The sequence below is a fragment of the Dyella sp. 01N448 genome, from assembly GCF_056399225.1.
Genome location: NZ_JBFTQX010000013.1, coordinates 16,286 through 37,299 on the forward strand (window position 1 = coordinate 16,286; position 21,014 = coordinate 37,299).

Here is a 21,014-nt window from a genome sequence, read left to right on the forward strand (position 1 = left end):
GCGTAGAATAGGTGGTTCTCCCCGCCCACTTTGCGTGTCTCCATGGCTGTCAGCGTATTTGACCTGTTCAAGATCGGCATCGGTCCGTCCTCCTCGCATACCGTTGGCCCCATGCGCGCCGCAGCGCGGTTCGCCGAACGGTGGCTCGAAGAAAAAGGCGTGCTCGATCGCGTCGTGCGCGTGCGCGCCGAGCTGTACGGCTCGCTGGCGATGACCGGTCGTGGCCATGGCACGGACAAGGCCGTGCTGCTGGGCTTTGAAGGCGCGCATCCGGATACGGTCGACCCGGACCACATCCCTGAGACGCTGCAGCGCATCCGCACCACCCATCGACTGCGCGTACTGGGCAAGCACGAGATCGAATTCGAAGAAAAGCGCGACCTGGTGTTCAACAAGCGCCAGAAGCTGCCGTTCCACACCAATGGCATGCGCTTCTCCGCCTACGACGCCGAAGGCCACGAGCTGGCCACGCGCGATTACTACTCGGTGGGCGGCGGTTTCGTGGTGAACCACGATGAAGCGGCCGAAGACCGCATCGTTGCCGACACCACTGAACAGCCTTATGCGTTCTCCACCGGCGATGAACTGTTGGCGCTGTGCGAAAAGCACCAGCTCACGATTGCCCAGCTGATGCTGGAAAACGAGAAGGTGTGGCGCAGCGAAGCAGAAACCCGCGCCGGGCTGCTGGTGATCTGGAAGGCGATGCAGGATTGCGTCAATCGCGGCCTGCGCTCGCCCGGCGTGCTGCCTGGCGGCCTGAAGGTGGCGCGTCGCGCGCCGGCGATGGCCGAGGAATTGCGCAGCCAGCCCGAAGCGGCGCTGAAAGATCCGCTGACCATCCTCGACTGGGTCAATCTCTATGCGCTCGCTGTGAACGAAGAAAACGCCGCCGGCGGCCGTGTCGTCACCGCGCCGACCAACGGTGCCGCGGGCATCGTGCCGGCCGTGCTGCACTACTACCACCGCTTCATTCCGAAGGCGGACGAGAACGGCATCGTCGATTTCCTGCTGACCGCCGGCGCCATCGGCATTCTCTACAAGGAGAACGCCTCGATCTCCGGCGCCGAAGTGGGCTGCCAGGGTGAAGTGGGCGTGGCCTGTTCGATGGCAGCCGGCGGCCTCACCGCTGCGCTCGGCGGCAACGTGCTGCAGGTGGAAAATGCCGCTGAAATCGGCATGGAACACAATCTTGGCCTCACCTGCGACCCGATCGGCGGCCTGGTGCAGATTCCCTGCATCGAGCGCAATGCGATGGGCTCGGTGAAAGCGATCAACGCCAGCCGCATGGCGCTCAAGAGCGACGGCAAGCACCGCGTGTCGCTGGACAAGGTGATCGCGACCATGCGCGAAACGGGTCGCGACATGAAGGACAAGTACAAGGAAACCTCGCGCGGCGGTCTGGCGGTCAACGTCATCGAGTGCTGAGTTGGCAATTGCGGAGCGTGGGCGCCGACATTGGCGCCCCTTCGCCCGTGGAAAGTCAGATGGAAGCCTTGGACGTGCGTTGCGCGCCCCACCGCCTCCACCAGCTAAATCACGAACCCGATGCCGCCGTGGCGGCTCCCGCATCCGCATCCACGCGCGCCTTCAACTGCGCCAGCTGTGCCGGCGTCAACTTGGCCGAGGCCTTGGCCAGATAGTCGGCGGCGCTCTTCAACTGCTGCTGATTGTCCATGCGCTGCGCCAGCGAGATCTGGTACCAGCCTTCCGCCGGATTCTCCGCAACGCCCGCTCCCGAGACATAAGCCACGCCCATCGCGTAGTGGCCGAGCATCTCGTTGGCGGCCATCGCCTTGCGCGCCAGCGCCACGCCGCGCGGGGCATCCACCGGCACGCCCTGCTTGCCGGTGATCAGGAAATACGCCAGCGTGCCCGCCGCTTTCGCGCTGCCGGCATCGGCAGCCGTCTGCAGCCAGCGCACGCCTGCGGCCACGTCCTGGCGACCGAACAGACCGGTGATGTAGAACTGCCCCAGCGACAGCTCGGCGTCTACATCGCCCTTCTGCGCCGCTGCGTTCAACAGCTTCTCGGCAAGCGCGATGTCCTTGGGCACGCCCATCTCTCCCGACAGACGCGCCATCGCCAGCACTTCCATGCCCTTGGACGATCCCTTGTCGGCGGCCTTTTGCGCCCATTGAAGGGCTTCGGGCATGCCGCCGGTGGACAACAGCGCCACGGCGAGCACAGCCATATGATCGGGGTTCTGGTCGATGGTCACGCTCTTGCGCATCCAGTCGATCGCAGCGGGAACATCGCGGGCGACGCCCACCCCGGCCATGGTGGCAGAGCCCAGCATCCAGGCGCCTTCCGCACTGCCAGCAAGGGCCGCCTTGCGATACCACTCGGTGCCGGCGGCCTTGTCGGCCGCGATACCGTCGTCCTGCAGAGAGCGCCCCAGCGCTACCTGCGCCTGAGTGTCGCCGGCCTGGGCGCGCTTGGTCAGCGCGTCGCGGGTCGCATCGCCCGATGCCGCGCCCGCCGGCATGGAAAGCACGGCAACCGCCGCGGCCATCACCACCAACCACGTCGCACGGATCATGGTTCGCCGACCTCGAGGGGGGAGCCCCGATACTAGCTGTCCGCCCCGCCTACGCCAATTTCCGGGATGCCGGGAATGCCGCCAATCCGCTCCGGGAGGGCCTCGTCCGGCCGCCGGACTAGTCGTTTCAGCCGTCGATTCAATGACCTGGGTGCTGCGTTGCGCCACGTTTCGCGGCGGCCGGCGGGCTGACAGTTCCCCAACCGGTCTGTCATCATCCGCCCCTTGTGTCGCCCGGGAGGCGGCCGTCGATCCACTGTCCCTGGGGACCTGCATGTCTCAATCTTCAATGCGCCGCGATGTCGGCCCGTTCGCCCTGATGCTTACCGGCCTGGGCTCAATCATCGGTTCCGGCTGGTTGTTTGGCGCCTGGCGTGCGGCCGGCCTCGCCGGTCCGGGTGCGGTATGGGCCTGGGTGCTTGGCGCCGCCATCATCATGACCATCGCCCTGACCTATGCGGAACTGGGCGCGATGTTCCCCGAGTCCGGCGGCATGGTGCGCTACAGCCACTATTCGCACGGTTCGCTGGTCGGCTTTATCGGTGCGTGGGCCAACTGGATCGCGATCGTCTCGGTGATCCCGGTCGAAGCCGAGGCCTCGGTGCAGTACATGGCCTCGTGGCCGTGGCAGTGGGCGCACGATCTGTACATCCACATGCCCGACGGCCATGGCGAACTGAGCTTGCCCGGTCTGTATATCGCCGCCGTGCTGGTGTTGATCTACTTCCTGGTCAACTTCTGGAGCGTGAAACTGTTCGCGCGCTCCAACACGCTGATCACCGTATTCAAGCTGGTGGTGCCGGCCGCGACTGGCCTGGCCCTGATCGCCAGCGGCTTCCACAGCGAAAACTTCTCGGTGGGCGTGAATGGCGATACGCACGCCATCGACTTTGCCGCCGTGCTGACCGCGGTGGCCACCGCCGGCATCGTCTTCAGCTTCAACGGCTTCCAGAGCCCGGTGAATCTGGCGGGCGAAGCGCGCAATCCGGGCAAGAGCATCCCGTTCGCGGTGATCGGCTCGATCCTGCTGGCTACGGTTGTCTACATCATCCTGCAGGTCGCCTACCTGGGTTCGGTGCCGCCGGACATGCTGGCCAAGGCCGGCTGGCACGGCATCGATTTCCGCTCGCCGTTCGCCGAGCTGGCCATCATCGTCAACCTGCACTGGCTGGCCATGCTGCTGTACGTGGATGCGTTCATCAGCCCCAGCGGCACCGGCATGACCTATACCGCCACCACCGCACGCATGATCTACGGCATGGAGCGCAACGGCACCTTGCCGAAGGTGCTCGGCCGCATTCACCCCAAGTGGGGCGTGCCGCGCCCGGCGATGTGGTTCAACCTGGTGGTGTCCTACCTGTTCCTGTTCCAGTTCCGCGGCTGGGGCACGCTGGCGGCGGTGATTTCGGTGGCCACGATCATCTCGTATCTCACCGGCCCGGTGAGTGCGATGACGCTGCGCCGTACCGCGCCGAATCTGCATCGCCCGCTGCGCATCACCGGCTTGCCGATCCTTGCCGGCGTCGCCTTCATCATGGCGACCGAGCTGCTGTACTGGGCGCGCTGGCCGCTCACCGGCGAGATCATCCTGCTGATGGTCGTGGCGCTTCCGGTCTACCTGTATTACCAAGCCAAGGTGAAGTGGCACGACTTCGGCCGCCAGCTTAAGGGCGCGTGGTGGCTGATCTTCTATCTGCCGACGCTGGCGCTGGTGTCGCACGTGGGCAGCACCGACTTCGGTGGCCAGGGCTACCTCAGCTATGGCTGGGACCTGGCCGTGGTCGCCTTGATTGGACTGGTGTTCTACGTGTGGGGCGTGAAGTCCGGCTGGCGCACGCCGTCGGTGGAAGAGGCTGAGGCCAATCCGCACGTGCACGATTGATCGTCAGTGGTGTGACATGAAAAACGCGCGGCTTACCACCGCGCGTTTTTCTTTTGTCGGTGGCAGATTCCCGACAGGGTAGTCGCGCACAGGGTGCGCTCCCACAAGGTTTCGAGTGACCTGTGGGAGCGCACCCTGTGCGCGACTCACGAACCCTCAGGCTTCACACCAACGCCAACACATCGCCCAACAACGCCTGCGCCGTCACCTCTGGTCCCGCACCCGGTCCCTGGATCACCAGCGGCTGCGAGTTGTAGCGCGTGGTGCTGAGTGCAAACTGATTGTCGGTGCCGTACAGGCGTGTGGCCGGATGGTTTGCCGGCACTTCGACCAGACCGACGCGCGCACGGCCACGCTGGTTGAGGCGGGCGAGGAAGCGCAATGCACCGCCGCGCGCTTTTGCTTCGGCGTAGCGCGCAGCAAGCGGTTCGTCGAGTTCCTCCAGGCGCGACAGAAAGCTTTCGACGTCGAGCTGTCGCAGGCTTTCCGGCACCAGGCTTTCCACTTCTACTTCATCCGGACGCAACGCAAAACCCGCACAGCGCGCGAGGATCAGCAGCTTGCGCGCCACGTCTTCACCCGAAAGATCGCTGCGCGGATCGGGCTCGGTATAGCCCAGTTCACGCGCTCGGCGCAGCAGCGCGGAGAACGGCTGGCTGCCGTCGTACTGGTTGAACAGATACGACAGCGAACCGGAGAACACGCCTTCCAGGGTAAGCAATGCATCGCCGCAATGACGCAGGCGACGCAAGGTCGAGATCACTGGCAAGCCCGCGCCGACGGTGGCCGAATCGCCATAACGCCCGCCCTGCGCGAGCGCCGCCTGCAACGCGCGCCATCCCGGCAGATCGCCACCAGCGAGGGACTTGTTCGCCGTCACCACGTGATACCCACGCGCCAGCCACTCGGCATGGCGCGAGGCGAGCGTGCCGCAGGCGGTGGCGTCGATGATCACCTTGACCGCCGCAGCGTTCGTCTCCAGCGCTTCGAGCAACACCGCGTCATTGCGCACGTCGCCGTGGGTCTTGAGCTTTTCGCGCAAGGCACGGTCCGCGAGCTGCTCCACCTGTGTCTGCTGGCGTCGCGAATTGGCCGCACCCACCAGCCTGATCGATGCCGCCGCCGGCGTGTTGAGCAACTTCAGGAAGGCGCCACCGACCACGCCGGTGCCAAGCAGCACGGCGGCGATGGCGGGAGACACCTGCGCTTTCGATGCCTGCAGCGGCTCGATCAGCACCGCACTCATGCGATCACCCGACGTTTGGCATGGCTCACCGCTTCGGCGCGGAGCAATGCAGCATCCAGATCGCGCAACAGATCGTCGCCATCTTCAATGCCCACCGACAGGCGCAGGAGCGTGTCAGCGATGCCGGCGGCGCGACGGGCTTCCGGCGCCATCGAGGCATGCGTCATCGAAGCGGGATGCGCCACCAGGCTTTCCACGCCACCGAGCGACTCGGCCAGCGAGTAGTAGTGCAAGCCTTCGACGAAGGCTGCCACCTGCTCCTCGCCGCCCTCGAGTTCAAAGCTGAGCATGGCGCCAAAGCCCTGTTGCTGGCGCGCGGCGAGCGCGTGGCCGACATGGTTCGGCAGGCCCGGGTAATACGTCTTGCGCACGGCCGCATGGCCGTCCAGACGTTCGGCGATGCGCACTGCGTTTTCCTGATGCTGGCGCAAACGCACGTTCAAGGTACGCAGGCCGCGCAACGTGAGGAAGCTGTCGAACGGCGCGCCGGTCAGACCATTGCAGTTGCCCCACCACTTCAGCTGCTCGGCAACGGCGGCATCGCGTGCCACCACCGCGCCGCCCACTACATCGCTATGGCCGTTGATGTACTTGGTGGTGGAATGCACCACCACATCGGCGCCCAGGGTCAGTGGTTGCTGCAGGGCCGGCGAGAGGAAGGTGTTGTCGACCACCACCAGCGCGCCCACGGCATGCGCCGCCTGCGCCACGTGGCGGATATCGGTGATGCGCAGCAGCGGGTTCGACGGCGTCTCCACCCACACCAGCGACGGTTTCGCAGCCAGGCCTTCGGCGAGAGAGTGTGCATTGGTGAGATCGACGAAACGGACCTGGAAGCGGCCCTTCCTGGCCCAGGCATCCAGCAGTCGCCAGGTGCCGCCGTAGCAATCGTGTGCAGCGAGCACCAGGGAACCGGCAGGCACCAGTTCCAGCGCCAGCGCCACGGCTGCCATGCCGCTGGCCGTCACCACCGCACCCACACCCTGCTCCAGCTCGGCCAGGGCCTCCGCCAGCAAGTCGCGGGTCGGGTTGCCGCTGCGCGAGTAGTCATACGCACGCTTCTTGCCGAAGCCTTCGAACGCATAGTTGGTCGACAGATGCAGCGGCGGCACCACCGCGCCGTGCTGGGTGTCTGATTCGATGCCGGCGCGCACGGCGCGGGTGAACAGGCTGGGGGTGTCGCTCATGGTGAATCTCCGTGCGTGATGCGTTTTGAATTCGGGTCAACAACCGGCCAGCGCGTCGCGCAGCAGCGGCGCGAGGCGGTCGGTTTCCTTGAGGAAGGCGTCGTGGCCGTAGGGCGACTCGACCACTTCGAGCGTGGCCGGGCCATGCAGGCGGCGCTGCAGCTCGCACAGGTCGGCCAGCGGCACCAGGCGATCGGACGGGAAGCCGATCAGGGTCGCCGGCGCGGCCACCCGCTCGGGCGTCACGTCATGCAGGTCGATGGACTCGGACAGGGCCAGGAAGCGCTCGACATCAAAGCGCTCGACAAAGCGGCGGCCGGCGTGCTCGAGATAGTCCTCGACCGGAAAATGGAAACGGCCGTCGCGATACTCCGGCGCGGCATTGAAGCGCCGTGCGAATTCCTCGCTGCCGCGATAGGTGGTCATGGCCAGCTGGCGCGCCAGCGACAAGGCCTCGTCGGACTGACCGCTGGCCAGCCCCAGCCGCACGATGCCGCGCTGGACCGAGCGCTGCGCCGTGGCGAGCGGGTGCGGACGATGAGCACCGGCCAGCAGCACCAGCCGACCCAGGGCATAGGGGTGACGCGCGGCGAAGGCCAGGGCCACCATGGCGCCGTAGGACGAACCGATGAAGGCGTGCACACGGCCAATGCCGAGCGACTCCACCAGGGCGGCGAGCACATCGGCCTGGTCCTCGCTGGACACGGCCTGCGCGCCATCGAGATCGGCCGGGGTGATCCAGTCGATGGAGAGCACGCGGTAGCGGCCCAGATCCAGCGGCTGGCCGGCGCCCACCTGGGACTGCCACCAGCCCGGCGGGGTCTCGCCGTCCAGCGCCACCACGTCACGCGTGGCGGAGATGCCGCCCTGCACGATTACGGTGGGCGCATCAGGCGCGCCGCACCACAGGTAGCTCACTTCCAGCTCGCACGGGGCGCTGCCGTACTTGGGCGTGATGACGATGCGACGGCTGCAGCGCTGGGTGGTCAGGTCCGGCCGCATGCCGCCAGCGACCGCGGCGGGAGCGGTGGCGACGGGCGGGATGGGTTGCGGCTGGCTGGACATGGGGCTCTTCTCCGGTCGGCATCGACCTGCGGACCGGAGAGGAGAGCAAGGCACGACCGGCACGGGGCGCGGTGGTGCTGGTTTGCCCTCATCTCGCGGCTTGCGCCCTAGGCGCTGCCGCAGGAATTGGCACCGTCGCGGAAAATTCCGCAGGTTGCCCCGGCTTCAAAGGGCCTGTCCCTCCGCCGGTCTCGATGAGTAAAGGGGAATCTAACGAGCCTGATCGGCTGTGTCAATAGACGTCTAAACGTCTATGCATCTAGCCATCGACATTTTTCGACGGATGTGACGGTTACAGCTGCAACCACATCAAGCCCGCGCCCGGCCTGCAAGGAGGCCGGGCGCGGTGATCATTACTGCTTCACCGCAACGAATGCCATGCTGCGATCGTGCAGTTTGTCGTCCATCAGGACCTTCATGGTCTTGCCGTCGGCCGACACGGTGGAGGTGAGTACGGTCACGACCTTCCCGTCGCGCTTGTCGGTTTCCACCATCGACATCTTGCCGGTCTGCTTCACGGTCACGCTGTTGATGCCCGGATCGCCCTTGTACGGCGCTTCGGTCCCGTCCAGTTTCGCCTGATAGGACTGGCCCGTCGGCGCGCTCATGTGGAGCATGCCGCCCTCCTCCTTGAAGGTGATCTCGGTGGCGTTCTCCGACATGTTGGCGATATTGGCGGTGACCCATGAGCCCGATACCGCATGCGAGCCAGCCGGGCCCGCCGCCACTTGTTTCATCTCGCCATTGCCGGTGACCGGCGCACCGCTGCTGTTGCTGCTGTCGCTGAACTCGAAATGCGCGGTCTTGCCGTCGGGTGCCACGGTAATCGTCGTGGTGGCGACGACCTTGCCACCCTTCTTGTCGGTTTCCTTGATGGTGTGCGCATCCACCACCTGCACGGCCATCGAATCGAGATACGGATGCCCACTGACCGCATGATCCTGTCCGTCGGCCTTGATGCTCACCGCCGGCACGCAGGTCTTGCAATCGTACATGCCGTCCTTGAGCACGAAGACATCGGGCTTCTTGGGCATCTGCACCTTGCTCATGTCGACCTTCCAGGTGCCGTCGAACGGCCCATCGGCCATCGCGGCAACGGGAAACAGCAGAAGCAGGCACAGGCCTAGCGATACTGACTTGTTCATGGAGGTGACTCCCCGGAGTAAGGAATGGCCAGGCCATGCCCTAACCCCCAGGTGCCACGTCCTTGTCCTTCGGGCGCCAAGACCCAGCCCGATCAACCTACGCCGGGGGCAGCACCACAGCCACTGGCCGGAAGGGTTAGTTTTGACGGGTTTGCGGGCCTCTACGCGGGCTGCAACACTGCGCGCCTGACCTCTCTGCCCCTGGATCCCGATGTCACTCGCCGCCCATCTCGTTGTTGCCCTCGTCGCCCTGCTCCACGTGTGGTTCCTGGTGCTGGAGATGTTCCTGTGGACTCGCCCCGCCGGTCGCCGCGCCTTTGGGCTGAGCCAAGAGTTTGCCGAGCAGTCCAAAGTGCTGGCGGCGAACCAGGGCCTGTACAACGGCTTTCTGGCGGCCGGACTGGGCTGGGGCCTGTGGCTGGGCGACGCCGGGCGCCCGATCACGCTGTTCTTCCTGGGCTGCGTGCTGGTGGCCGGGATCTATGGCGGCTTCACCGCCAGCCGCAAGGTGCTGTGGATCCAGGCCCTGCCTGCCCTGATCGGCATCGTGCTGGTGGTGCTGTCCTGAGCGTTTGCGGAGGCGGGCCTGCATCGGACCCTCCTCTGTGCGATGCTTTTCTTCTTCCCCGCCAGCACCGGCCAGTCATGACTCTCGTGCCTCAGGAAGCGGTCGGCGACCGTTTCGACCCGCAACAGATGCAACATGCCCGCGAACGCACCTGGGCGGCGCTGCACGGCATCCGCGAGCGCATGCGTCCGGGCATTTCCGAGGATGAGGCGAAGGCCGAAGCCGCCGAGGTGTTCCGCGCGCTGGGCATGGAGCGGCTGTGGCATCCGGTGATCATCCGCATCGGCCGCAATACCACCAAGACTTATCGCGAGCGTTCCGAGCCGGTGCGCCTGGGCGAAAACGATATCTACTTCATCGATCTGGGCCTGGTGTTCGAAGGCCATGAAGGCGATGTGGGTGACACCTTCGTGGTGGGCAACGCGCCGGAGCTGCAGGCCTGCGCGGATGCCGCAAGAGAGCTGTTCCGCGTCACCGCCGATGCATGGCGGAGCCAAGGCCTCAGCGGCGAAGCCTTGTACGCGTTTGCCGAGCAGCAGGCTCAGGCCATGGGCTGGCGCCTCAACCATGAGATCAAGGGTCATCGCGTCAGCGACTTCCCTCATTCGGTGCACAAGGCGGGCGATCTGGGCGAATACGGCGAACCACCGTCCAGCGGGTTATGGATCCTTGAGATCCAGATCGCGCACCCGACCGAGCCCTACGGCGCGTTCTACGAGGACCTGCTGACCCGCGACTAGTCGCCGAACAAACCGTTATCGGTGCATCAGCTAGCATGCACTCACTCCCCGCCCGCCCCGAGTGCCCTGCATGTCCCCTGTTTCACCTCATCGAACGGCCGAGGCCGCTCGAACGTCGCATGCGGCTGCCTCCACGGATCGGCTCAAGTTCAACGGCGACAACACGTTCCAGCGCGAGTTGCGACGGCGTGTCGAGGCCCATTTCAAGCACAGCGGGCAAAAGCAGCGCGACGGCGCGGCCATCTATCTGAAGACGGCGATCATCCTGGCGAGCTTCGTCGCCACGTATGTGCTGCTGGTCTTTTTCGCGGCCACCTGGTGGCAGGGCGTGCTGTTCAGCGTCGCGCTCGGCGTGGCGACCGCGCAGATCGGCTTCAACATCATGCACGACGCCGGCCATCAGGCCTTCTCCGAGCATCGCCGCGTCAACAAGTGGATGGCCATGACGTTGGACCTGGTCGGCGGCAGCTCGTACGTGTGGCACTGGAAGCACGCGCATTTTCACCACACGAATACCAACATCGACGGCTACGACAGCGATATCAACCTCGGTGCATTGGCGCGCTTCGCGCCGCAGCAGAAGCACTATTGGCATCATCGCTGGCAGCACATCTATCTGTGGATGTTGTACGGCCTGACGGTGGTGAGCTGGCATCTGCATGACGATTTTCGCGACGTGATCACCGGCACCATCGGCAAGCGCCGCTTTCCGCGCCCCAAAGGCAAGGATCTGGCGGTCTTCGTCATCGGCAAGCTGGTGTTCTTCACGCTGGCCCTGGGCTTGCCGCTGATCTTCCATTCGGTGAGCGCCGTGCTGCTTTGCTATGGCCTGGTCGCCGTGGTGGCGGGTCTGCAGCTGGCCCTGGTGTTCCAGCTCGCGCATGCGGTGGAAGAGGCCGCGTTTCCACAGCCCAGCGAACCGGGCCACATGAACACGCCGTGGGCGATCCATCAGCTGCAAACCACGGCGAATTTCTCGCGCAACAACCGGCTGGTCACCTGGCTGGTCGGCGGCCTGAACTTCCAGATCGAACACCACCTGTTTCCGCGCATCTGCCACGTGCACTACCCGGCCATCTCGCGGGTGGTCGAAGCGACCTGCCGCGAGTACGGCGTGCCCTATCACGCCAACGCCTCGTTTGGCGCGGGCCTCGCCTCGCATTACCGCTGGCTCAAGCGCATGGGCCAGCCGGATGCCCTCGCAGCGCCGGTGGCGCTGGAACCCCTCCCGCAAAACTGAACAGCACGCCCAGCGGGCGCGCCGGAAGCCTGGCGTAGCCGGGACGGCGAGGCGCCAGGCCCGGCTGGCCGGCCGTTCCACGCTATCATTGGCGGCTAGCCTTCCTGCCGACCCGCCTCCATGTCTGCCCATCTCGCCGAAACCCGCCGCCGCCGTACCTTCGCCATCGTCAGCCATCCTGACGCGGGCAAGACCACGCTGACCGAAAAGCTGCTGCTGTTCGGCGGTGCGATCCAGATGGCCGGCTCGGTGAAGGGCCGCAAGGCTGCCCGCCACGCCACCTCCGACTGGATGGCGCTGGAAAAGGAGCGCGGCATTTCGGTGACCTCGTCGGTGATGCAGTTTCCGTACGAAGGCCGCATCGTCAACCTGCTCGACACCCCGGGCCACGCGGACTTCTCCGAAGACACCTACCGCGTGCTAACCGCGGTGGACTCGGCGCTGATGGTGATCGACTGCGCCAAGGGCGTGGAAGAACGCACCATCAAGCTGATGGAGGTGTGCCGCCTGCGCGACACGCCCATCATGACCTTCATCAACAAGCTCGACCGCGAAGGCCGCTCGCCGATCGAACTGCTGGACGAAGTGGAATCCGTGCTGGGCATCGCCTGCGCGCCGCTCACCTGGCCGATCGGCATGGGCAAGCGCCTCAAGGGCGTGTACCACCTGCTGCTCGATGAAGTGCACGTGTTCGAGCAGGGCAAGAACTTTACGCGCCAGGACTCGACCATCTTCAAGGGCCTGGATGCACCCGGCCTCGAGGCGATGATCGGCGCCGAAGCGCTGGCCGAACTGCGCGACGAGCTGGAACTGGTGCAAGGCGCCTCGCATCCGTTCGATATCGAGCAGTACCTCGCCGGCAAGCTCACGCCGGTGTTCTTCGGTTCGGCGGTGAACAATTTCGGCGTGCAGCTACTGCTGGATTTCTTCGTCGAGCACGCACCGTCGCCGCGTTCGCGCGCTACGCTGTCGCGCGAAGTGAGGCCCGAAGAGGAAGCCCTCACCGGTTTCGTGTTCAAGATCCAGGCCAATATGGATCCCGCGCATCGCGACCGCATCGCCTTCATGCGCGTGTGCTCGGGCACCTATAGCGCCGGCATGAAGATGATGCAGACGCGCACCGGCAAGGACGTGCGCATCGCCAACGCGCTCACCTTCATGGCCAGCGACCGCGAAATCGTCGAGAGCGCCTATCCCGGCGATGTGATCGGCCTGCACAACCACGGCACCATCGGCATCGGCGATACCTTCACGGAAGGTGAGATGGTGAGCTTCACCGGCATTCCCAACTTCGCACCGGAACTGTTCCGCCGCGCGCGCCTGCGCGATCCGCTGAAGATGAAGGCGCTGCAGAAGGGCCTGGCGCAGCTGTCCGAAGAAGGCGCCACGCAGTTCTTCCGTCCGCTGATGAGCAACGACCTGATCCTGGGCGCGGTCGGCGTGCTGCAGTTCGACGTGGTGGCTTATCGCCTGAAAGACGAATACGGCGTGGACGCCAGCTTCGAGCAGGTCACCGTCGCCACCGCGCGCTGGATCCACTGCGACGACGCCAAGAAGCTCGAGGAATTCCGCGAGAAGAACGCCAACAACCTGGCCATCGATGCGGCCGGCGAACTGGTCTATCTCGCGCCGTCGCGAGTGAACCTGCAGTTGGTGCAAGAGCGCTCGCCCGGCGTGCGTTTCTCAGCGACGCGCGAGCACGCGACCTCGCTGGATCTGTAAGCCGGATGGGCGGCCCCGGCAACGGCCGGGGCCTGCTACCCTCCCCTTCATTCTCAGGGGAATCCATCCATGCCAGCAGGACAGCTCGCCTTCACCACGCCCGCCACCGCCACGCCGTGGCAACGCTGGATGGTGTTCTCGCCGATGGGCCGCATCTTCTTTTTCGGCGCATTGTGCTTTGTGCTGTTCAAGCTCGTTTCCGTGAGCGTTGCAGCCATGGGCCTGGTCGGCCCTGGCGTGTCGCCGTTGTCGCGCGCCGTCGGCATTCTGGCGATGGAGCTGATTTCATCGCTCGTGGCGTATGCCGTGCTGGTGAAGGCCATCGAACGCCGCCCCCTGCGAGAACTTGCGGTGCGCGACATGTTCACGCTCGGCCTCGCCGGACTGCTGGCTGGCGCCTTGCTGATCAGCCTTGTCGTGTTCGTGCTTTGGCTCGCCGGCAGCTATCACGTCACCGGCACGAACCCGGACGTGGACTGGCTGCCGGCCGTACTGCTGACGGGCATTGGCGCCGGCGTGTTTGAGGAAATCGTCGCGCGCGGCATCCTCTTCCGCACGCTCGAAGAAGGCCTCGGCACCTGGTGGGCGCTGGCCATCTCGGCGGTGTTCTTCGGCGCGGCCCATATCTTCAATCCCGGTGCCACGCTGTGGAGCTCGCTCGCCATCGCGATCGAGGCCGGCATTTTGCTGGCCCTGCTCTATCACGTGACGCGCTCGCTGTGGCCGTGCATCGGACTGCATGCGGCATGGAATGTGATGCAGGGCACGGTCTACGGCATACCGGTTTCGGGCACGGCCGCCCACGGCTGGCTGGTGTCCAACTGCACCGGGCCGGACTGGTTGAGCGGCGGCGTGTTCGGTGCTGAGGCTTCGGTCGTCGCGCTGATCGTCTGCTCGTCCTGCTCGGCCCTGTTGCTGATTGTGGCCGTGCGTCGCGGCAGCATCGTGCCGCCGTCGTGGCGTCGTACCTCCAGCAAGTCCTGAGGCCAGCTATCGTCTTCACAAATCTGCGGATACCCTGAAGGGAACCGCCCCGGCCTGGCAGGACTGCCAGGCCTTGCCCATTGTGAAGACGTATGGCCGCCCCGAAAAACCGCTATTCCTGGCTGGCCCACCAGCCGATGCAGCAGAAAATCCTGGTCGCGATCGGCACCCTCGTGTTGCTGTTCGTGATCTGCAGCGTCGTCAGCTTGCAGTCGTTGTCGCGGCAGGACGTCAGTACGCACTGGTCGCGGCACACCTACGACGTGCGCGCCAAGATCGACGACGTGACCGAACAACTGCAGGCCAGCCAGATGGCGCTGCGCGGTTTCCTGCTCAACCCGCAAGGCTCTGAGCTGGCGGCGCACCAGCAGGCCGACGCGGCGCTCGCCCGGGACCTGAGCGAGCTGCGCACCCTGACGAGCGACAACCCGCTGCAGCAAGGCCGCATCGACCGTATCGAATCGATGGCGGACCAATGGCAGAAGGACGCACTGGCCAACGGCATCGAGCCGATGCAGGCGATCCGTGCCAACGACGCCACCGAAGCGGCGATGGAACGCGTGCGTGTGCAGACCAGCTACCTCGCGCACCGCACCGTCTTCGTGGCCGACATCCTCGGCGTACTCAAGCAGATGGACGATACCGAGGCCGCCCTGCTGGACCAGCGCGAAGCCACGCAACAGCGCGACGTGAGGGAAGTACGCGCCGTTACCTGGATCACCATGCTGCTCAGCCTGCTGCTCGGCGGCTCGGTGGTGTACATGACGTTCCGCCTGATCACGCGCCCGATTCGCCGCATGACGGATCTGATGACGCGTCTGGCCAGCCACGATCACAGCGTGGAAATACGCCAGCTGGAACGTCGCGACGAAATCGGCGAGATCGCCCGGGCCCTGCAGGTGTTCAAGCAGATGGCGATCGAAACCGCGGCGCAGACCTGGGTGAAGACGCAGGTTTCGCAGATCGCCAGCGACCTGCAGAAAGTGGAGACCGAACGCGACTTCGCCGAGCAGCTCACTGGCACGCTGGGACCGCTGCTCGAATGCGGCGTGGGCGTGTTCTATCGTTTTGACGAGCAGGATCAGCGATTGCGCCTGCAGGGCAGCTACGGCTACCAGCAGCGTCGCCACCTGAGCACCGAATACGCGCTGGGTGAAGGACTGGTCGGCCAGAGCGCGCTGGAACGCAAGCCGATCACGCTGCAGGACGTGCCCGACGATTACGTGCGCATCCATTCCGGCAGCGGGGAGGCGTCGCCGAACACCATCAGCGTGCTGCCGCTGATCCTGCGGGACAAACTGCTCGGTGTGCTGGAACTGGCCAGCTTTCACCATTTCAGCGAACCCCAGCAGCGCCTCTTGAACGAACTGCTGCCGATTGCGTCGCTGTCGCTGGAGAACCTGGGCCGCGCCATTCGCACGCAGGACTTGCTCAAGCGCACCAGCGAGCAGGCCGACGAGCTGCGCGCTTCGGAGGAAACGCTGCGCCGCCAACAGCAGGATCTTCAGGTCACCAACGAAGAACTCAACGCCAAGACCCACGAGCTGCAGGAGCAATCCCAGCGCCTGCTCGCGTCGGAAGAAGAACTGCGCGTGCAAACGGAAGAACTTCAGGCATCCAACGAAGAACTGCGCCAGAAGACCGACACGCTCAACCAGCAGAAACACGTGCTGGAAACCTTGCAGCGCGAAACGCAGGAGAAGGCAGAGGAACTGGCCCGCGCCAGCCAGTACAAATCCGAATTCCTCGCCAACATGTCGCACGAGTTGCGCACGCCGCTCAACAGCCTGCTGATTCTGTCGCGCAGTCTTGCCGACAACCGCGAGGGCAACCTTGATGGGGAGCAGGTCGAATCGGCGCGCATCATCCACGACTCGGGCAGCAACCTGCTGCGCCTGATCAACGACATCCTCGATCTGTCCAAGGTCGAGGCCGGCAAGATGGACGTCGTACTGGACGATTTCCCGCTGGCCGACCTTGAACGCGCGCTCAAGCGCACCTTCAACCATGTGGCGCAGGACAAGCAGATCGACTTCATCGTGAAGATCGATGCTGGTCTGCCGACCACGCTACGCACGGACGCGACCAAGCTCGAGCAGATCGCCAACAACCTTATCGGCAATGCCTTCAAGTTCACCCACCAGGGTTCGGTCACGGCGCATATCGGGCGCCCCTCGGCGGCCATCAGCCTGCCGCCGGGCATGCAGGGCAAGGATGTGATCGCCATCGCCGTGACCGACACCGGGATCGGTATTCCGCCGGATAAAGCGCAGAAGATTTTCCAGGCGTTCGAACAGGTCGACGCCAGCACCAGCCGTCAGTACGGCGGCACCGGCCTGGGCCTGACCATTTCCAAGCGCATCGCCGAACTGCTCGATGGCGACATCGTGCTGCACAGCGAGGTCGGGCACGGCAGCACCTTCACGATCTTGCTGCCGCTGGAAGGGCCCTCCGGCGTCCCCATCACGGCACCCTCCAGCAGCGTGGCAGCGCCCAGCCCAATCCGACCCACGATGACTCAGGCGCTGCTGCCGGAAACCATCGAAGACGATCGCGCCAGCGTGATGCCGGGCGACACTGCCATCCTCATCATCGAGGACGATCCGGTGTTCGCGCGCATCCTCGCCGACATGGTCCGTCGTAAGGGCTATCGCGTGCTGGCCGCCGCCGATGGCGAATCGGGCCTGCAACTGGCGGCAAAGCACAGCCCCACCGGCATCCTGCTCGACGTGATGCTGCCGGGCATGGACGGCTGGACGGTGATCGAGCGCCTGAAGGAAAACACCGCCACGCGGCACGTCCCCGTTCATTTCATTTCCGCGGTGGACGAAGCCAACCGCGGCCGCGACCTGGGCGCCGTGGGCTTTCTCACCAAGCCGGTCAGCCGCGAGGCGATCGGCGAGGCCTTCGATCGCCTGCTGCATTTTGCCGAAGGCCACATGCGCCACCTGCTGATCGTCGACGACGACGCCGATTCTCGCGCGGCCATGCGCACTCTGTTGCGCAACGACGACGTCAGCATCGAGGAGGCCGGCAGCGCCGAAGAAGCGCTCGAGCGCATGCGCGACACCACCTACGACTGCATCGTGCTGGATCTGGGCCTGCCGGGCATTTCGGGCATCGAGTTTCTCGAGCAGCTCTCCGCCGCGGGCAGCATTCCGCCGGTTGTGGTCTATTCCGGCCGCGAGCTGAGTCGGGAAGAGAGCCTGAAGCTGCGCCAATACACCGACAGCATCGTGATCAAAGGCGCACGGTCGCCGGAGCGCCTGCTGGATGAAGTGAGCCTGTTCCTGCACAGCATCCAGGGTGGCCGCGCGCGACAGGCCGCTGTTGGCGCCAAAGCGAGGGCAGCTTCGCCCTCGCCCGCGCTGACCGATGCGAACGAGTTGATCCACCGCAAGGTGCTGCTGGTGGATGACGACATGCGTAACTTGTTCGCGCTGTCCAAGGTGCTGCGTGGCTGGGGCATGCATGTGACGATGGCGCAGGATGGCCTGAAGGCACTCAAGGCCCTGACCGACAACAGCGACATCGAGCTGGTGCTGATGGACGTGATGATGCCGGTGATGGACGGCTACGACACCATCCGCGAGATCCGTGCGCAGCCGCAGCTGGCCAAATTGCCGATCATCGCGCTGACGGCCAAGGCGATGCGCGGCGATCGCGAGAAATGCCTTGAAGCGGGCGCCAACGATTACCTGTCCAAGCCGATCGACATCGACAAGCTGTCCTCGATGATGCACGTGTGGCTGCATCGATGAGCAAGCGGGCCGAAAAGGCGAAAGTGGTCGACACGGCACTCGAAGATATCGAGATCGAGCTGTTCGTGCGCGCGCTCAAGCTGCGTCACGGCTACGACTTCACCCAGTACGCGCCGGCCTCGCTGAAGCGGCGCGTGCTGCAGCTGGCCCATGCGCAGCACGCCGATACGGTGAGCGCGCTGACCACCCGCGTGCTGCACGAGAAGGATTTCCTGCCCGCTGTGCTCGAAGGACTGTCGGTGCCGGTATCGGAGATGTTCCGCGACCCGGATGTCTTCCTCGCGCTGCGCGAACAGGTGTTTCCCGTGCTTGCCAGCTATCCGCAGATCAACATCTGGCAGGCTGGCTGCGCGCATGGACAGGAGGTCTACTCACTGGCCATCCTGCTCGAGGAAGCCGGCCTGTACGACCGCACACAGATCTATGCCACAGACTTCAACGAGGCCGCGCTCAGGCACGCGCAGGAAGGCATTTACCCGTCGCGCGAGGCACAGCTTTGGTCGCGCAACTATCTCGCCGCGGGCGGCAGTCACACGCTGGCCGACTATTACAGCGCACGCTACGAGCTGATCAAGCTCGACCAGCGCCTGCGCCGCAACGTGACCTTCGCCAACCACAACCTGGTTACCGACGAAGTGTTCTGCGAAGCGCATCTGGTGCTGTGTCGCAACGTGCTGATCTACTTTTCGGACTCGCTGCAGGACAGGACGCTGGCGCTGTTCCGCGACAGCCTGGTGCGCGGCGGCTTCCTCTGCCTGGGCACGCGCGAAAGCCTGGATTTCGCGCCTTCAGCCGCCGACTTCACGCCGGTGGATGCCGCACGCCGCATCTATCGCCTCGGCTCGCGCGGCACGGGCAAGGAATGACATGGCCATGCCGCAGGCCATTGTGATCGGTTGTTCGGCGGGCGGTCTCACCGCGCTGGAGCAGCTGTTCGCAGGGATCGATCCGGCCCTGCCCCAACCGATTGCCGTGTGCTGCCACACCGGTTCGGCCACGGTGGATCTGTTGTGTGAATTGTTGGCCAAGCACGCCACGCTGCCGGTGGAGGAGGCGCGCGAGCGCGCGCCCATGCGCGGCGGCGTGATCCATGTGGCGCCAAGCGGCTATCACTTGCTGGTCGAAGCAAGTCGACGTTTTTCGTTGTCGGTGGATCAGCGCGTGAGCTTTGCCCGCCCATCCATCGACGTGCTGTTTGAATCAGCTGCCGAGGCGTATCGCGAGTCGCTGATCGGCATCGTGCTTACCGGCGCCAACAGCGATGGCGCCGATGGACTGCTGCATGTACGGCAGGCCGGGGGGATTGCCGTCGTGCAGGATCCGGCCGATGCCGACGTTGCGACCATGCCCGCCGCCGCGCTCGAACGCGCCGGCGCGGACCATTGCCTTCCACTGGCGGCGATCGCGCCGCTGCTCAACCGTCTATGCCTGCCATGAACCTGCCAGCCCCAAAGATCCTCGTCGTCGACGATACCCCCGCCAACCTCGTCGCCATGCGCCACCTGCTTGCCGACAGCGGCGCACAGCTGTACGAGGCCGACAACGGCAACGCAGCGCTCGCGTTGTGCCTGGACCATGAGTTCGCGCTGATCCTGCTCGACGTGAACATGCCGGAGATGGACGGCTTTGAGGTGGCCTTCCTGATCGGCGAGGATGAACGTCTGCGCGAGACGCCGATCATCTTCGTCACGGCGGCCTATGCCGACGACATCAATCGCGTGCGCGGCTATCACTTTGGCGCGGTGGATTACATCGCCAAGCCGATCAACGACATGATCCTGCAGTCCAAGGTGCGCGTTTTCCTCGAGCTGTACCGCGCGCGAGCGGCGCTTAAGTCGACGCTGGCCGAACTGGAGGAGCGCAACGAGCAGCTCAACACGGAAATTTCAGAACGCCGGCGCATCGAAGCGCAGATCCGCCACCAGGCCACCCACGACACACTCACCGGCCTGCCCAATCGCACGCTGTTCCACGACCGCCTGCTCACCGCCATGCAACGCGTACCGCGGCACGGGCCCTGCTTCGCATTGGCCATGCTCGACATTGATGGCTTCAAGGGCGTCAACGACAACCACGGCCACCCGGCGGGCGATGCCCTGCTGAAAGCCATTGCGGAACGACTCAGCGATCAGGTGCGCAGCAACGACACGGTCGCGCGCCTCGGAGGCGATGAGTTTGCGTTGATCCTGGAAGACGTGGCTGACGTGGATTTGCTCATGCGCCGCTGCCAGGACATCGGCAACGCGCTCGCCGCTCCCTACCCGCTTGAGGGGCGCCACGGCCCGTTCAACGCGCAGGTCAGCGCAAGTATTGGCGTGACCCTGTGGAAGGGCGACGGACAGGCCGACGAGGATCTGATCCAGTCCGCCGATCGCGCGCTCTATCAGGCCAAGGACAGCGGCAAGAATTGCTGCGTGATGTCGCCTTGATTCACGACTTGCGCGGCGACACCCACATGTCGATGCGCGCGCGGAAGACTTCGTCGCCCGCTTCGTTGCGCACGCTTACCAGCGCCGGCCACGCATAACCGCTGGTCGCCTCGCGCGCCGGCGATTCCGGCCTGGCCTGCGCCACCAGGGTGCCCGTGGCCTTGGCCAGGTATTCCACCGTCATGCCCTTGGGAATCCAGCGCATGCTCGACGGGATGGTCACGTCGGTCATCATGCCCGCGGTGAGTTCGGCGGCATTGCATAGGGCAATCGCGTGCACGGTGCCGATATGGTTGTGCACGCGGCGGCGATCGCGGATCGCCACTTCGCAGAGCCCCGGTTCCAGTGCGCGGAACTGAGGAGCGATCGTGGCGAAGTAAGGCGCCTTCAAACAGATCAGGCGGCCATAGAGCCAGCGGCCACCGGGCAGTGTGACCAACCGACGATACAGCGACAGTGCCTGGTTCATGCCAAACCTCCCTCGCGGGCAACGCGGCGGCGCTGCC

General features: G+C 65.1%; 17 protein-coding genes and 1 riboswitch. Of the genes, 11 read left to right on the plus strand and 6 right to left on the minus strand.

The window, feature by feature from the left end:
• The first annotated feature begins 42 nt into the window (after positions 1-42).
• The gene (locus tag AC1DKY_RS17675; protein ID WP_441604947.1) at positions 43-1,425 is read left to right on the plus strand and encodes an L-serine ammonia-lyase; all 1,383 of its coding nucleotides are present in this window, start codon (positions 43-45) and stop codon (positions 1,423-1,425) included.
• Positions 1,426-1,534: 109 nt separating this feature from the next.
• Here the strand turns inward: AC1DKY_RS17675 and AC1DKY_RS17680 are convergent, their stop codons facing one another.
• Positions 1,535-2,539, minus strand: coding sequence for a tetratricopeptide repeat protein (locus tag AC1DKY_RS17680; RefSeq protein WP_441604948.1), 1,005 nt, complete (start codon positions 2,537-2,539; stop codon positions 1,535-1,537).
• A 274-nt stretch (positions 2,540-2,813) separates the two neighbouring features.
• On the opposite strand from AC1DKY_RS17680, the gene AC1DKY_RS17685 reads away from it, so the two are divergent.
• Positions 2,814-4,421, plus strand: coding sequence for an APC family permease (locus AC1DKY_RS17685; RefSeq protein ID WP_441604949.1), 1,608 nt, complete (start codon positions 2,814-2,816; stop codon positions 4,419-4,421).
• A 163-nt stretch (positions 4,422-4,584) separates the two neighbouring features.
• Here AC1DKY_RS17685 and AC1DKY_RS17690 read toward each other — a convergent pair whose 3' ends face one another.
• The 4 genes from AC1DKY_RS17690 to AC1DKY_RS17705 all read right to left on the minus strand — a co-directional run bounded on the left by AC1DKY_RS17690 (position 4,585) and on the right by AC1DKY_RS17705 (position 9,064).
• The gene (locus AC1DKY_RS17690; protein WP_441604950.1) at positions 4,585-5,667 is read right to left on the minus strand and encodes a homoserine dehydrogenase family protein; all 1,083 of its coding nucleotides are present in this window, start codon (positions 5,665-5,667) and stop codon (positions 4,585-4,587) included.
• Positions 5,664-6,854: a cystathionine gamma-synthase gene (metB, locus tag AC1DKY_RS17695; protein ID WP_441604951.1), complete on the minus strand. Its 1,191-nt coding sequence runs from the start codon at positions 6,852-6,854 to the stop codon at positions 5,664-5,666. Before metB ends, AC1DKY_RS17690 begins: the two co-directional genes overlap by 4 nt.
• Before the next feature lie 36 nt (positions 6,855-6,890).
• Entirely contained in the window at positions 6,891-7,919 is a 1,029-nt protein-coding gene (gene metX / locus AC1DKY_RS17700; RefSeq protein ID WP_441604952.1) for a homoserine O-succinyltransferase MetX, read from the minus strand.
• Positions 7,920-8,004: 85 nt separating this feature from the next.
• Positions 8,005-8,120: riboswitch (SAM riboswitch) on the minus strand.
• 152 nt (positions 8,121-8,272) lie between these two features.
• Complete coding sequence (locus AC1DKY_RS17705) at positions 8,273-9,064, minus strand: hypothetical protein (protein ID WP_441604953.1); 792 nt, start codon at positions 9,062-9,064, stop codon at positions 8,273-8,275.
• A gap of 211 nt (positions 9,065-9,275) precedes the next feature.
• On the opposite strand from AC1DKY_RS17705, the gene AC1DKY_RS17710 reads away from it, so the two are divergent.
• The 9 genes from AC1DKY_RS17710 (at position 9,276) to AC1DKY_RS17750 (ending at position 20,508) form a co-directional block, all read left to right on the plus strand.
• A complete protein-coding gene (locus AC1DKY_RS17710; protein WP_441604954.1) occupies positions 9,276-9,632 on the plus strand; it encodes a DUF1304 domain-containing protein in 357 nt (118 codons plus the stop codon).
• A gap of 77 nt (positions 9,633-9,709) precedes the next feature.
• Positions 9,710-10,372: a M24 family metallopeptidase gene (locus AC1DKY_RS17715; protein ID WP_441604955.1), complete on the plus strand. Its 663-nt coding sequence runs from the start codon at positions 9,710-9,712 to the stop codon at positions 10,370-10,372.
• A gap of 70 nt (positions 10,373-10,442) precedes the next feature.
• Complete coding sequence (locus AC1DKY_RS17720; RefSeq protein ID WP_441604956.1) at positions 10,443-11,612, plus strand: fatty acid desaturase family protein; 1,170 nt, start codon at positions 10,443-10,445, stop codon at positions 11,610-11,612.
• Between the two features lie 120 nt (positions 11,613-11,732).
• The gene (locus AC1DKY_RS17725; RefSeq protein WP_441604957.1) at positions 11,733-13,334 is read left to right on the plus strand and encodes a peptide chain release factor 3; all 1,602 of its coding nucleotides are present in this window, start codon (positions 11,733-11,735) and stop codon (positions 13,332-13,334) included.
• A 69-nt stretch (positions 13,335-13,403) separates the two neighbouring features.
• Complete coding sequence (locus tag AC1DKY_RS17730) at positions 13,404-14,318, plus strand: CPBP family intramembrane glutamic endopeptidase (protein WP_441604958.1); 915 nt, start codon at positions 13,404-13,406, stop codon at positions 14,316-14,318.
• A gap of 92 nt (positions 14,319-14,410) precedes the next feature.
• On the plus strand, positions 14,411-18,079 hold the full coding sequence (locus tag AC1DKY_RS17735; protein ID WP_441604959.1) for a response regulator: 3,669 nt from the start codon (positions 14,411-14,413) through the stop codon (positions 18,077-18,079).
• Positions 18,076-18,945 carry a CheR family methyltransferase gene (locus AC1DKY_RS17740; protein WP_441604960.1) on the plus strand — a complete coding sequence of 290 codons (870 nt, stop codon included), beginning with the start codon at positions 18,076-18,078 and terminating at the stop codon, positions 18,943-18,945. Before AC1DKY_RS17735 ends, AC1DKY_RS17740 begins: the two co-directional genes overlap by 4 nt.
• A gap of 7 nt (positions 18,946-18,952) precedes the next feature.
• Positions 18,953-19,516 (plus strand): chemotaxis protein CheB, encoded by a 564-nt coding sequence (locus AC1DKY_RS17745; protein WP_441604961.1) that lies wholly within the window; start codon positions 18,953-18,955, stop codon positions 19,514-19,516.
• Entirely contained in the window at positions 19,513-20,508 is a 996-nt protein-coding gene (locus tag AC1DKY_RS17750; RefSeq protein ID WP_441604962.1) for a diguanylate cyclase domain-containing protein, read from the plus strand. The genes AC1DKY_RS17745 and AC1DKY_RS17750 overlap by 4 nt, the downstream gene beginning before the upstream one ends.
• A 1-nt stretch (position 20,509) precedes the next feature.
• Here AC1DKY_RS17750 and AC1DKY_RS17755 read toward each other — a convergent pair whose 3' ends face one another.
• The gene (locus AC1DKY_RS17755; RefSeq protein ID WP_441604963.1) at positions 20,510-20,977 is read right to left on the minus strand and encodes a hotdog fold domain-containing protein; all 468 of its coding nucleotides are present in this window, start codon (positions 20,975-20,977) and stop codon (positions 20,510-20,512) included.
• Positions 20,978-21,014: the final 37 nt, after the last annotated feature.

Excerpts from the sequence above, each read along its gene's own strand:
- AC1DKY_RS17675 (WP_441604947.1), top strand. The coding sequence starts at position 43 with ATGGCTGTCAGCGTATTTGACCTGTTCAAGATCGGCATCGGTCCGTCC.
- AC1DKY_RS17680 (WP_441604948.1), bottom strand. The coding sequence starts at position 2,539 with ATGATCCGTGCGACGTGGTTGGTGGTGATGGCCGCGGCGGTTGCCGTG.
- AC1DKY_RS17685 (WP_441604949.1), top strand. The coding sequence starts at position 2,814 with ATGTCTCAATCTTCAATGCGCCGCGATGTCGGCCCGTTCGCCCTGATG.
- AC1DKY_RS17690 (WP_441604950.1), bottom strand. The coding sequence starts at position 5,667 with ATGAGTGCGGTGCTGATCGAGCCGCTGCAGGCATCGAAAGCGCAGGTG.
- metB (WP_441604951.1), bottom strand. The coding sequence starts at position 6,854 with ATGAGCGACACCCCCAGCCTGTTCACCCGCGCCGTGCGCGCCGGCATC.
- metX (WP_441604952.1), bottom strand. The coding sequence starts at position 7,919 with ATGTCCAGCCAGCCGCAACCCATCCCGCCCGTCGCCACCGCTCCCGCC.
- AC1DKY_RS17705 (WP_441604953.1), bottom strand. The coding sequence starts at position 9,064 with ATGAACAAGTCAGTATCGCTAGGCCTGTGCCTGCTTCTGCTGTTTCCC.
- AC1DKY_RS17710 (WP_441604954.1), top strand. The coding sequence starts at position 9,276 with ATGTCACTCGCCGCCCATCTCGTTGTTGCCCTCGTCGCCCTGCTCCAC.
- AC1DKY_RS17715 (WP_441604955.1), top strand. The coding sequence starts at position 9,710 with ATGACTCTCGTGCCTCAGGAAGCGGTCGGCGACCGTTTCGACCCGCAA.
- AC1DKY_RS17720 (WP_441604956.1), top strand. The coding sequence starts at position 10,443 with ATGTCCCCTGTTTCACCTCATCGAACGGCCGAGGCCGCTCGAACGTCG.
- AC1DKY_RS17725 (WP_441604957.1), top strand. The coding sequence starts at position 11,733 with ATGTCTGCCCATCTCGCCGAAACCCGCCGCCGCCGTACCTTCGCCATC.
- AC1DKY_RS17730 (WP_441604958.1), top strand. The coding sequence starts at position 13,404 with ATGCCAGCAGGACAGCTCGCCTTCACCACGCCCGCCACCGCCACGCCG.
- AC1DKY_RS17735 (WP_441604959.1), top strand. The coding sequence starts at position 14,411 with ATGGCCGCCCCGAAAAACCGCTATTCCTGGCTGGCCCACCAGCCGATG.
- AC1DKY_RS17740 (WP_441604960.1), top strand. The coding sequence starts at position 18,076 with ATGAGCAAGCGGGCCGAAAAGGCGAAAGTGGTCGACACGGCACTCGAA.
- AC1DKY_RS17745 (WP_441604961.1), top strand. The coding sequence starts at position 18,953 with ATGCCGCAGGCCATTGTGATCGGTTGTTCGGCGGGCGGTCTCACCGCG.
- AC1DKY_RS17750 (WP_441604962.1), top strand. The coding sequence starts at position 19,513 with ATGAACCTGCCAGCCCCAAAGATCCTCGTCGTCGACGATACCCCCGCC.
- AC1DKY_RS17755 (WP_441604963.1), bottom strand. The coding sequence starts at position 20,977 with ATGAACCAGGCACTGTCGCTGTATCGTCGGTTGGTCACACTGCCCGGT.